Genomic DNA, 12,216 nt, shown 5'->3' on the forward strand with positions numbered 1-12,216 from the left:
AGGTGGAAAAAAAAGTATTAAATTTATCAATCGAGGTCATGGCATTAACCACATAAGTTCTTTTACCAATCTGACGGATATCATCCTCTTCTTCATCGTCAAATTCATCTTCAATTTCACCCACTATCACTTCTAAAATATCTTCAATGGTCACCAGCCCTGACACTCCGCCGTACTCGTCAACGACAATAGCCATGTGGTAGCGCTGGCTACGAAACTCTTTTAATAAAGTCCCCAGGCGTTTACTTTCAGGAACAACCACGGCTTCTCTGAGTATATCTTCAATTTTAAACTCACTTGCCTCACCGCTAAAACCAAATCTAATCAAATCCTTGGCCAGCAGGATACCCACTATATGGTCTTTGTCTTCGGTTATTACCGGAAAACGTGAATGCGCCGAGTCGATAATTTCCGGCAGGAATTCATGAACACTTTGATGCAAACCTAATGTGGTCATCTGTGAGCGCGGGATCATAATGTCACGCACGCGTAATTTTGAGACATCTAAAACGCCTTTAATCATCTCTCTGGTTTGCTGATCAATAATCTGGCGTGTTTTTGCACCTTGAATCACATCCAGTAATTCTTGTTGAGATTGTGGCTCGCCCTGGAAAAGATTACCAATTTTATCGAATAGTCTTAGTTTATGATTATCTGATGATGTTTGTGTTTTATCGTCGGGCATTAATTTTATTTACTCTTTTTCACTTAAGTAAGGGTCTGTAAAACCGAGTTCGGTTAACAGTTGTGTTTCTAAACTTTCCATTTCCAGCGCATCGGCCTGCTCAATATGATCATAACCGAGCAGGTGCAGGGTGCCATGAATCGCCATGTGAGCCCAATGCGCAGTTAACGGTTTACCTTGCAGCTGTGCTTCATTGGCTACTACTTCTTTGCAGATTATCAGATCACCCAGTAATGGCAAGGTGATTCCGGGTGGATTTTGAAAGGGAAAGGCCAGTACATTGGTTGGTTTTGGTGTATTTCGATATTGGTGGTTGAGCTGCATGCTTTCATCTTTATCAACAATACGAACCGTTAATTCAGCCTCTTCCTGATGGCTGTCTGAACCACCTAAGATAGCCGTTTCAATCCATTTTTCAAAGTCTGCAGGCAGTGGCAGGTTACCAGTGTCCGTGCAGGCAACTTGTAAATCGACGTATAACTGCATTATTTTATTTCCAATTTAGTGGCTTGCATCTCGGCTTTACGCTCAAAAATTTCATAGGCTTTAACTATTCGCGCAACCACCGGATGACGCACTATGTCATCGGCGAGAAAGAAATTAAAGCTGACCTCTTCAACATCTGCCAGTACTTCAATGGCATGGCGTAAACCCGATTTTTGATGGCGCGGTAAGTCAATTTGGGTGATATCACCGGTAATAACCGCGGTAGAATTAAAGCCGATTCGAGTTAAAAACATTTTCATCTGCTCAACCGTTGTATTTTGGCTTTCATCTAAAATAACGAAGGCATCATTTAGAGTGCGGCCGCGCATATACGCCAGAGGGGCTATTTCAATGACTTTTTTCTCAATCAGCTTTTCTACTTTTTCAAAACCAAGCATTTCAAACAGGGCGTCATAAAGAGGGCGCAAATAAGGATCCACTTTTTGTGATAAATCCCCGGGTAAAAAGCCGAGTTTTTCACCCGCTTCAACCGCCGGGCGGGTCAAAAGAATACGCCTCACTTCCTGGCGTTCTAAAGCTTCAATGGCACAGGCGACTGCTAAATAGGTTTTACCCGTTCCGGCCGGACCTACGCCAAAACTAATGTCGCTCTTTAAAATATTGCTCACGTATTTAGTTTGATTTTCACTGCGCGGTTTAATAATGCCACGTTTGGTTTTAATGGTCAGACTTTGAATGGATGTCTGCTCTTCGGATTTTACTTCTAATAAACGGTGAGTCGAGATAAGGTTTTGCAGGGCAAGATGCACGTCATCTGCCGATAAAGAAGGTATTTTCCCTTTGACAGGCAGAGTCTCCAGGTATAATTCCTGTAAAAGATCTGCACCGGCCTGGGCATAACGATGCTCGCCAATAATGCGAATATTTTCATTTTTATAAATTATTTCAAGCCCTAGGCGACGTTCTATCTGTTTGATATTATCATCAAATGCGCCACATAATATCGCTAAGCGTTTGGTGTCGAGAGGCACTAAATCAAGATATACGGTAGTCAATTTTGTAGTCAAAATAGTTAAACCTTAAATTAAACAGTTAAATGATTTTTTCGCCAAAGAAGCTTAAAGCTTCTGCAATTTTTTTCACAGAAGATAAATCATTCTCTGGGAGCGGTTGAAAGTATCAACCTTGATCAACTTTATATCAATAAAACTAACCTATTAATAGGGTTAGTTCTATTGAAGAAGTAAATTATGCGGGAATATAGGTTTCAACAGTGGATTTGTTTTCATGTTTGTTAACAATATCACTGGGGCGGATTGATTCACGAAGGTTCATTTCGTCTTCGCCACGGATGAATTTTCCACGGATTGAATTTGTATGCACTTCGGTTATTTCTACATCAACAAAGCCGCCGATGGAGCGATGGTCACCTTCAAAGTTAACAATACGGTTGTTTTCGGTACGACCGCATAATTCCATAATATTTTTACGTGAAGGTCCTTCAACTAGAATACGTTGTACGCTGCCGACCATTTTTCGGCCAATACCTTGCGCTTGCTGCTGAATTCTGTCCTGCAGAATCGCCAAACGTTGTTTTTTAGTTGCCAGAGTTACATCATCGGGCATGTCGGCAGCCGGTGTGCCCGGACGTTGGCTATAAATAAAGCTGTAGCTGGTATCAAAATTGATATATTTAATAAGATCCATGGTTTGCTCAAAATCGTCATCGGTTTCATTCGGGAAGCCGATAATAAAATCAGAACTGACCGTGAGTTCCGGACGAACTTTTAATAAACGCGCTATTTGATCTTTGTACTGGGCAACAGTATGACCACGTTTCATGGCTGTTAATATACGATCTGAACCCGCCTGTACCGGTAAATGCAAGAAATTAACCAGTTCCGGTGTATCTTCATAGACGGCAATAATTTCATCGCTAAAGTCAATGGGATTACTGGTGACGTAGCGCAGGCGATCAATACCGTCAATGGATGCGACAAAACGTAACAGTTCAGCAAAACTGCAGGTATCACCGTCGTAGGTTGCACCAATATAGGAATTTACATTTTGCCCTAACAGGGTGACTTCACGCACGCCCTGCGCTGCTAGCTGTGCAACTTCTAATAATACATCATCGAGCGGACGGCTGACTTCTTCACCCCGGGTATAAGGCACAACACAGAAAGTACAATATTTTGAACAGCCTTCCATGATCGAGACAAAGGCGGTGGCACCGTCGGCTCTAGGCTCAGGTAATGAATCAAATTTTTCAATTTCAGGAAAACTGACATCAACCACTGTGCCCTTGTTTTCTTGAACCTGTTTAATCATTTCGGGCAAACGGTGTAAGGTTTGCGGACCAAAAACGATATCCACAAAAGGCGCACGACGACGAATCGCTTTACCTTCCTGGGACGCAACACAACCGCCGACACCAATCACCAGATTGGGTTTTTTATCTTTTAATTTTTTCCAGCGTCCGAGCTGGTGGAATACCTTTTCCTGGGCTTTTTCACGGATAGAACAAGTATTTAATAACACAACGTCCGCATCTTCTGCATGCTCAACCGAGATATAACCGTTTGTTGAATTTAAGAGATCAGCCATCTTTGATGAGTCGTACTCATTCATTTGGCAGCCCCAAGTTTTGACGTGTAATTTCATGCTCATAATATATTTGCTCATACAATGGATCTAAAAAAGAGGTCGTATTTTACGCACATCAGGTCGATCATGCTACTTTTTGTTTGTTTCCTTTTTTAAGCCTAACAATAGGGTGAATTTTGTCATTTTACGAATAATTTAAGTACAATAAAGATAACGCTTTTAAGAAGATAACCGAGGGGATAATAATGCAGCACAGAGAAATGATTGTCATTGGCGGGGGCATGGTCGGTGCCCTCAGTGCATTATTGCTCGCTAATCAGGGTATTATTATCCATCTTGTGGAGAAAACTCCCTGCATTCCCCCTCTCGCCAGCGGCGCATTTGATCTGCGCGTTTCTGCCTTTAGCGCACAGAGTAAACATCTGCTTGAACTCGCCGGCGTATGGCAGAGCCTGCCGCAAAACCGTTTGTGTGCTTACCAGAGATTACAAACCTGGGAGAAGGGCAGTCAAAAACTGACCTTTGACAGCCAGGAGATTGGTATTGATGCATTAGGTTACATTGCAGAAAATAGCCGGGTGCAGGCGGTATTATGGCAAGCCTTAAAAAAATGCCCTAACGTCACCTTTTACGAAAACAGGGAAGTTAAACGCATTATTAATACAGATAAAAGCGTGCTTGTTTGTTTAGATAACGAGCAGCAGATTGAAGCTGAATTATTAATCGCCTGTGACGGGGCTAATTCGGCTATTCGCCAATTACTGGATATTGGTATCACCGCTTGGGATTATCGCCAGGAGTGTATGCTGGTAACGATCAAAACCGATTGCCCGCAGCAAAACATTACCTGGCAGGAGTTTCGTGAAACAGGTCCCTGTGCTTTTTTGCCGCTGGCACAAAACAATGGCAGTTTAGTTTGGTACCACAACCCGCAAAAAATCAGTCATTTAAAATCATTGTCCAATGCGCAGTTAAAAGAGGTTATTAAAAATGAATTCGCGCACCTGGATTTTGACTTTGAAGTGGTCGATAAAGGGGCTTTCCCGCTGACCCGCCGCCATGCGCAATCTTATTTTAAAGGCTCCTGCGTGTTATTGGGGGATGCCGCGCATACCATTAATCCTCTGGCGGGACAGGGCGTGAATTTGGGTTTTAAAGATGTAGAGTGTTTAGTTGATTTATTGCTGGAGTGTTCGGATTTACCGATGCAAATCTTGCTTAAACGTTACCAGTGGCAACGTAAACCGGCTAATTTATTGATGCAAAGCGCAATGGACGTGTTCTATAAGGTAAGTAAAAGTGACCTTGGTCCGGTGCGTTTAATACGCCGCAGCGTGCTAGGATTGGCTCAAAAAAGCGGTCCGCTGAAGAATAAAGTCATGAAATATGCAATGGGTTTATAAGCACAATGGATCTGTTTCATAAAGTAAGAGTGACCTTGGTCCTTTGGGTTTAAAGCGTTTAATACGCCGGGGGGTGTTAGGATTAGCGTAGAAAAGTGGACCGCTGAAAAATAAAGTCATGAAATATGCAATGGGTTTATAAGCACAATGGATTTGTTTCATAAAGTAAGAGTGACCTTGGTTCTTTCGGTTTAAGGCGTTTAATACGCTTGGGGCTGTTAGGACTGGCGCAGAGAAGTGGACCGCTGAAAAATAAAGTCATGAAGTATGCAATGGGTTTATAAGCCTGATATATATTAGGGTAGTGAGTCATAAGTTAGTTGATAGCCAGTCAAAGTAATAAATTTGGCTGGCTATCAATATCCACCTTATTTATGAAGATGTACATCCATTTGTGGGAATGGGATATTAAGTCCTTCTTTAGAAAAGGTTTTATAGACATTTTCATTCATATCGAAGAACACTCCCCAATAATCGGGTGCTTTAACCCAGGCGCGCACTGCAAAATTGACAGAACTGTCTGCTAATGCTGAGACCACAATCACCACCGCAGGATCTTTGAATATACGCTCATCCGCATCACAAAGTTGTTTGATTACCGCACGTGCTTTATCCAGGTCATCCCCATAGGCAACACCGATAGTCCAGTCTACGCGACGTGTTGATTCAGTTGAAAAGTTAACCATCGAGCCAGTTGATAATCCGCCATTAGGTATAATGATGGTTTTATTATCGGCTGTTTTTAAGATGGTATTGAAAATTTGTATCTCTTTAATAGTCCCCATATATCCTTGCGCATCAATGAAGTCGCCGACTTTAAAGGGTTTAAAGAGCAGAATCATTACACCACCGGCAAAGTTTTGTAATGTACCTGAAAGTGCCATACCTACGGCTAAACCCGCTGCGGCGAGAAGGGCAACAAAGGAGGTCATTTCAATGCTCAGCATACCCAGTACGGTGATACCTAACATCACTTTAAGTACTATGCCACTGATGCTGCATAAAAAGGGTTTTAAAGAGGGGTCAACTTTACCCTTGTCCATTACTTTATTTAAACCGGAAACCAGTAATTTAATCACCCAGCTACCAATTATCCAAATGGCAATGGCGGCAATTAACTTAGGCCCGTATTCGAGGGCGTTTTCGGTGACTAGTGTCATCATTTCATCAGGAGTCATCATTTATTTTCACCTTTTTTTATCTGTTAGTTAAGCAGGGGGGCTACATTCGATAGATTTGTACGGCTCAGAATCAAGCAGTTAAACTTTATATAATTTTTAAACAGAATAGTAGATAATAAATTATTTTTTGAAAAAATATTTTTAAATAGTGAGTTACCTCTCTTCAATAAGCGCTATTTCTATGCTCTTATAACTGCGTTGCGAGTCCAATTTCTGTCTATTATTCAGCCTGTTATTTAATTTCAATAAGTGGAAAATATGAATTTTATTTATAACGGACCCGATCAGGGGCCTCTGTTTGTTTTTGCCCACGGTGCGGGTGCACCGGCTAATGCCAGTTTTATGGAAACAATAGCAACGGGGCTTGCTTTGCGGGGGATCCGCGTGGCACGTTTTAACTTTGCTTATATGCAGCAGCGTGTTGATACTGGAACGCGCCGTCCGCCTGCACGTGCGGACAAGTTAGTTGTAGAATTTGTCGATCTGATTGCTGAGCTTAATCAACCCATGGTCATTGGTGGTAAGTCAATGGGAGGGCGTATTGCCAGTTTATTTGCCTCGGAGTCTACCAACGATAAGGTTAAAGGGGTTGTCTGTCTGGGCTTTCCGTTTCATCCGCTGGGCAAGCCTGAAACCTTAAGAACAGCACACTTTCCTTTCATTAAGCAGGAGGTGCTTATTATTCAGGGGGAACGCGATAAACTTGGCAGTAGGGAGGAAGTACAGTCCTATGGATTGCCAAAGGAGCTGCAATGGTTATGGCTGGAAGATGGGGATCATGACCTTAAGCCCAGGGTCAAAAGCGGATTTACCCATCCCGCCCACTTACAAAAAGCACTTGATAGAATGGCGTTGTTTATTATCGGTGCATTAGATAAAAATAGCGGTGATAAACAACTATGAAAGACCACTATCTGCCCTTAAGTTGTAAAGACGGCTCTATTAATACTTAAGGTGCGAGCGGTTCCTGATGCCAGTGATTATAACGTGGCATCAACATAACCAGTAATAAACTCGTGCTTAATCCCCCCATCAATACAATCAAAGCATAAGGGGCGCTTAAGTTAGTTTGCTGAATCAAACCGGCTAACAATGCGGCACCACTCATCTGAATACAGCCCAATATCGCCGCTGCTGTTCCTGCTCGCTCGCCAAATGCCGACAGCGCCATACTGGTCGCTGGCCCAAGTAATAATGCGAAACCAATACACAGGAGCATCATAGGTAACATAAATATAATCGCTGCGGCCATACCACTCTCGGGCCCGAACTGCTGAGCAAAAAACTGCACTACTGCTGAGGTTATCAGGATCAGCAAAGCTATCAACACAGTGGCACGGTTACCAAAACGTTTAATCACCAGAGGGGCTGCAAAACATGCACCGATATTAACCACCGCATTCAACCCAAATAAAGCACTAAAACTTAATTCGGAAACACCTAGATGCCCTATTAACCAATCCGGAGCATAGGAAACATAGGTCAAAATAGACGCCATACCGACCATGCAGGTTAAAGCGTAAAAGAGAAAATGCGAATCCTGCAAAATAGGTTTAAAACGCGCCCAGTTATATAATACGCCGTCGCTGTGAGTCTTTTCAGGGCGAGTTTCCGGTAAGTGAAACAGAGAAATGAGTAATATAAGCGCAGCGTAAAGCGCCATAAAGACAAAGGTTGAGCGCCAGCCAAACTGCAATGCAAGTAATCCGCCTAAGGTCGGTGCTAATGCCGGAATGACGCAGATAACCCCATTTAGATAGCTGTAATAATATGCACCTTGTTTGGCCGTGTAACTGTCGCGTACCGCACTAAAAACCACTATCGAAGTAGCGCATGCAGCAAGACCCTGTAATACTCTCGCAAATTGTAGCCAGTGGAACTCCACGACCACGGTTGCAAGTAAACTGCTTGCCACATAAAGTGCAATCCCCGCAAGCGCAACGGGGCGTCTGCCAAATCGATCCGCAAGCGGACCAATCAATATTTGTCCGATGCCCATCGCAAATAAAAACAATACTAAAGTTGACTGTATTTGGCTGGATGAAACATTAAATTCAGCCGCCATTGCCGGCATGGAAGGGAGGTAGATATCAATAGCAAGCGGGCTTAAAACCACTATTGACATCAACATGGGTAATATATTTTTGCGCATTATCATACTCAAGTAGTTAAAATGTTGATTAGCTTACGCGACGCAGTTTACCTAAAGTTAGTTATGAATCATAATGGTACGATTTCAGAACTGAATTTACTTTTAGTCATATCTGAACCGAATGGCTCAAAGATAGAGCATTACCACAATGGTTGTGTGTTTATGATTAGATTCCTCAAGGAGCGTGCGCAGATGAATATAAATAACCTTGCGAAGATTGATCTTAATCTTTTAGTTACCCTGCAGATATTATTAGAAGAGGAGAGCGCAACGCGCGCGGCAAACCGTTTAAACTTGAGTCCATCGGCGCTCAGTAAAAGCCTTCAGCGTTTAAGAGATACACTGGGCGACCCTCTGTTTGTACGTAATGCGCATGGTTTAAAGCCGACAGCTCATGCACTGCAGTTGAAATCGCAATTACCCGCCATTTTACAAAGCTTGTACCAAGTCACGCTGCCGCCCGTTTTTACGCCAGATAGCAGCCACCGACAATTTTCTTTTGCGATGCTCGAAAGTGCTTATGAAACCCTGTTACCTTCTTATATAGGACCACTGCTTAAGCAGGCGCCTTTGATAACGCTTGATATTTATAAATGGACTGAAAAATCAATGCAGTCTTTATTACAGGGGCAGATTGATTTTGGGATCACCGCGCGGGACCTGCATCCGACATCGGATTTCAGGCTCAATAATTTACCGCAAGGTATTAATCAAACGACTTTATTTACCGACCAGCAGATCTGTTTAGTCAGAGCGGGACACCCCATACTTAATATCCTAAAGACCGGGGGCTGGAATATGGACAGTTATCTGCAAATGTCGCATGTGCAGGTGCGCTGTGAAGGCAATGACTGGTGGGCCTTAGATTATCATCTGGCAGAGTCCGGACTGCATCGACGCATTAGCAGTACCCTGCCGGATTTTTATGGTGCAGCAAGTGTTTGTGCGCACAGTGATCTTATTTTTACTTTACCCAGCAGTTTTGTTCCGCACGCTAAAAAATTATACCCATTAGTACAGTTACCCTTACCACTAACCTTTTCGCCCCTTGTTTATGTGCTGTTATGGGATAAACGTAACGACGACGAACCGGGCCATCAATGGATAAGAGAAACGATCTGCGCCAGTATTGCACAGGAAATGAAAAAGTAATTATAAAAGCCCATTGGCTTGCTGCCTAACGCAGGTAAAAGAAGTTCACTTCATACCATACTCAAAATTGTGCAGGAAAATCAGGAAAACGAAGAAGTCATCATTGATTTAACAAGCTGGATTGAGCCGCTAGTTAAGCGTATTACGCTAATATCCACCACTACCAATAGCCATAAACAGCTCTTGGCGTGATGTGTTTCACGTTTCATGTAATTTGATATCCTGTCTTTATGGTGATCCTGAGAAATTTATATACAGATCTAACAATGATTACCCCGCCCTGCAAACGACGCCCTAAATCCGGCTATTACGCACCAATTTGGTGCGCTTTAATTTAAAGTTTGATTTTTAACCTGAGTAAAATTGTCAACTATTTATGATCAAAAAACACACAGGATCAAGCGCCACTAGGCCTGTATCGACGATGACTCACGGAGATGATTGTTCAGTAGATTATAAAACAAACGATTTTATTTTGGCATATATTTTGCTTTTATAACGCATAAGGCACTGTCTAAAAGTAGCTAACGGTCTGTTTTTAGAGTTTAAATAATGTTGCAAAGATTGTTTTAGGTATTAATGAATTGTTTTATTGCAAATCTGGCGCATTGCAAAATTAAATATATTGAATAATATAAGCCGACTCTCATATAGCGTTTTGTTAATTAAATATGTTTTTTATCTCATTATCTATAAAGCATATTCAATAGTAATAATTTTTTTGATGCCAGGTGATATTTCATCTAGCTGTAGGTAATTCGTCATGTCTTTATTAGAAGTAAAAAATCTTCGCATTGAGTATCCCTCTCGTCATGGAATCCATGCTGCGGTTAAATCCCTCTCTTTTTCCATCGAAAGAGGTGAAATTGTCGGCGTTGTCGGTGAATCAGGAGCGGGTAAATCCACGGTTGGTAACGGCATTATTGATTTGCTAAGCCCGCCGGGTGTTATTGCCAGTGGTGATATTTATTTAGACGGGACAAAAATTTCCGGTTTAACAGATCAACAAATGCGCTCCGTGCGCGGCTCGAAAATAGGGTTTATTTTTCAAGATCCCATGACCTCTTTAAACCCGCTTTTCACCGTTGAAAAGCAACTGACAGAAACCATTCGTGCCAATTTAAAGGTCAGCGCAAAAGAAGCTTATCAACGTGCGCTGGATTTGATGGAGCAGGTCGGCATTCCCGATGCGCATTTAAGAATCAAACAATATCCCCATCAGTTCTCAGGCGGTATGCGCCAACGTGTTGTTATTGCGATTGCACTCTCCGGTGAGCCCGACTTAATTATTGCCGATGAGCCAACTACGGCACTGGATGTTTCCATTCAGGATCAAATTCTGACCCTTATCCGTAATCTGTGCATTGATAAAAATGTCGGCTGTATGCTGGTTACCCATGATATGGGCGTGGTCTCTAATATAACCGATAAAGTTGCGGTAATGTATCGCGGTGATTTGGTGGAATTTGGGCTAACTGAAAAAGTGCTTGGAAATCCCGATCATGATTATACGCGCAGTCTGATTTCAGCAGTACCCCGCTCAGATATTAAGTTAGACCGATTTCCTTTGGTCAATTATATCGAGGAAGCGGGTGAAATGAAGCATCTGGATATAAAAACCCATTGGTTAGGCCAAAGGGAAGATCAGCGTGAATATAGCGGTCCGCTATTAAATGTGGAAGATGTCTGTTTACGTTTTACCACCAAAGACTCAATGTTTGCAAGCCGCCGTGAATATGTTCAGGCTAACAATAACATTAGTTTTCAGATCAACGAAGGTGAAACCTTCGGTCTGGTCGGTGAGTCCGGTTCGGGAAAATCGACTGTCGCGCGTGTCATTGCCGGTTTATATAAACCAAATTCAGGTAAGATAACCTTTGAAGGTATTGATTTAACAGCAATAAAATCAGAAAAACAGCGCCGGCCAATTCGCCGGCAAATGCAGATGGTATTTCAAAATCCCTATACTTCAATGAATCCTCGCATGCGTATCTTCGATATTATTGCTGAACCGATCCGCTTTCATAAACTCGCCAAATCAGAGGCTGAAATTCGTCAGATAGTGCATGATTTATTAGATCATGTGGGGTTAGGGCGGATGGCGGGAGTGAAATATCCGCATGAATTTTCCGGTGGTCAACGTCAGCGTATCTCCATTGCTCGTGCTTTGGCAACTAGACCGCGTTTATTAATCTGTGATGAACCAACATCCGCTTTAGACGTTTCTGTGCAGGGGCAAATATTGAACTTGTTAAAAGATCTTCAGGATGAACTGAATTTAACCATGTTATTTATCAGTCATGATCTGCCGGTGATACGTCAAGTGTGCGATCGTATCGGGGTTATGCAGCAGGGTAAACTGTTAGAAATTGCGCCTACAGAACAATTGTTTAACACGCCACAGCATCAATACAGTCAACATCTTATTTCTTTAATGCCTAAATTTAAAGGGCTGAGATCTTGATTTTTTAAGCACTAATATTCACCAAAACGTCAATTGCCAATAAATTGAGTGTAAAGGTTAATAACAGTCGTAAGCATGAGACATAAACTAAGGTTTAGCTCTATGCTTCGACAATTCGCTAAAAT

General features: G+C 42.3%; 10 protein-coding genes. 4 read left to right on the top strand and 6 right to left on the bottom strand.

The window, feature by feature from the left end:
• The 4 genes from ACJAZP_RS15875 to miaB form a co-directional block, all read right to left on the bottom strand.
• Positions 1-685 (bottom strand): CBS domain-containing protein (locus ACJAZP_RS15875; protein WP_415231723.1); only part of this gene is annotated, 685 nt, incomplete at its 3' end.
• A 9-nt stretch (positions 686-694) separates the two neighbouring features.
• Positions 695-1,171, bottom strand: a complete 477-nt coding sequence (gene ybeY, locus ACJAZP_RS15880) for an rRNA maturation RNase YbeY (protein WP_415231724.1) — start codon at positions 1,169-1,171, stop codon at positions 695-697.
• A complete protein-coding gene (locus ACJAZP_RS15885) occupies positions 1,171-2,199 on the bottom strand; it encodes a PhoH family protein (RefSeq protein ID WP_415231725.1) in 1,029 nt (342 codons plus the stop codon). Before ACJAZP_RS15885 ends, ybeY begins: the two co-directional genes overlap by 1 nt.
• A 181-nt stretch (positions 2,200-2,380) precedes the next feature.
• Positions 2,381-3,802 carry a tRNA (N6-isopentenyl adenosine(37)-C2)-methylthiotransferase MiaB gene (gene miaB, locus ACJAZP_RS15890; RefSeq protein ID WP_415231750.1) on the bottom strand — a complete coding sequence of 474 codons (1,422 nt, stop codon included), beginning with the start codon at positions 3,800-3,802 and terminating at the stop codon, positions 2,381-2,383.
• A 182-nt stretch (positions 3,803-3,984) separates the two neighbouring features.
• Between miaB and ACJAZP_RS15895 the strand changes: the two genes are divergently transcribed.
• On the top strand, positions 3,985-5,142 hold the full coding sequence (locus ACJAZP_RS15895; protein WP_415231726.1) for an FAD-dependent monooxygenase: 1,158 nt from the start codon (positions 3,985-3,987) through the stop codon (positions 5,140-5,142).
• A gap of 368 nt (positions 5,143-5,510) precedes the next feature.
• On the opposite strand, the gene ACJAZP_RS15900 is transcribed toward ACJAZP_RS15895, so the two are convergent.
• Positions 5,511-6,323 carry a mechanosensitive ion channel family protein gene (locus ACJAZP_RS15900; protein ID WP_415231727.1) on the bottom strand — a complete coding sequence of 271 codons (813 nt, stop codon included), beginning with the start codon at positions 6,321-6,323 and terminating at the stop codon, positions 5,511-5,513.
• Positions 6,324-6,581: 258 nt separating this feature from the next.
• Here ACJAZP_RS15900 and ACJAZP_RS15905 point away from each other — a divergent pair, with 258 nt between their 5' ends.
• A complete protein-coding gene (locus ACJAZP_RS15905) occupies positions 6,582-7,226 on the top strand; it encodes an alpha/beta fold hydrolase (protein ID WP_415231728.1) in 645 nt (214 codons plus the stop codon).
• Between the two features lie 46 nt (positions 7,227-7,272).
• Here ACJAZP_RS15905 and ACJAZP_RS15910 read toward each other — a convergent pair whose 3' ends face one another.
• The gene (locus tag ACJAZP_RS15910; protein WP_415231729.1) at positions 7,273-8,475 is read right to left on the bottom strand and encodes a multidrug effflux MFS transporter; all 1,203 of its coding nucleotides are present in this window, start codon (positions 8,473-8,475) and stop codon (positions 7,273-7,275) included.
• A gap of 192 nt (positions 8,476-8,667) precedes the next feature.
• Here ACJAZP_RS15910 and ACJAZP_RS15915 point away from each other — a divergent pair, with 192 nt between their 5' ends.
• Positions 8,668-9,627 carry a LysR substrate-binding domain-containing protein gene (locus ACJAZP_RS15915; RefSeq protein ID WP_415231730.1) on the top strand — a complete coding sequence of 320 codons (960 nt, stop codon included), beginning with the start codon at positions 8,668-8,670 and terminating at the stop codon, positions 9,625-9,627.
• A gap of 763 nt (positions 9,628-10,390) precedes the next feature.
• Positions 10,391-12,091, top strand: coding sequence for a dipeptide ABC transporter ATP-binding protein (locus tag ACJAZP_RS15920; protein ID WP_415231731.1), 1,701 nt, complete (start codon positions 10,391-10,393; stop codon positions 12,089-12,091).
• The last annotated feature ends 125 nt before the right edge of the window (positions 12,092-12,216 follow it).

The organism is Psychromonas sp., assembly GCF_047632955.1.
Lineage (GTDB): Bacteria > Pseudomonadota > Gammaproteobacteria > Enterobacterales > Psychromonadaceae > Psychromonas.

What these genes read in the sequence shown, in the direction of transcription:
- ACJAZP_RS15915 (WP_415231730.1), top strand. Translation starts at nt 8,668, where the DNA reads ATGAATATAAATAACCTTGCGAAGATTGATCTTAATCTTTTAGTTACC.
- ACJAZP_RS15910 (WP_415231729.1), bottom strand. Translation starts at nt 8,475, where the DNA reads ATGCGCAAAAATATATTACCCATGTTGATGTCAATAGTGGTTTTAAGC.
- ACJAZP_RS15920 (WP_415231731.1), top strand. Translation starts at nt 10,391, where the DNA reads ATGTCTTTATTAGAAGTAAAAAATCTTCGCATTGAGTATCCCTCTCGT.
- ybeY (WP_415231724.1), bottom strand. Translation starts at nt 1,171, where the DNA reads ATGCAGTTATACGTCGATTTACAAGTTGCCTGCACGGACACTGGTAAC.
- ACJAZP_RS15900 (WP_415231727.1), bottom strand. Translation starts at nt 6,323, where the DNA reads ATGATGACTCCTGATGAAATGATGACACTAGTCACCGAAAACGCCCTC.
- ACJAZP_RS15895 (WP_415231726.1), top strand. Translation starts at nt 3,985, where the DNA reads ATGCAGCACAGAGAAATGATTGTCATTGGCGGGGGCATGGTCGGTGCC.
- miaB (WP_415231750.1), bottom strand. Translation starts at nt 3,802, where the DNA reads ATGAGCATGAAATTACACGTCAAAACTTGGGGCTGCCAAATGAATGAG.
- ACJAZP_RS15905 (WP_415231728.1), top strand. Translation starts at nt 6,582, where the DNA reads ATGAATTTTATTTATAACGGACCCGATCAGGGGCCTCTGTTTGTTTTT.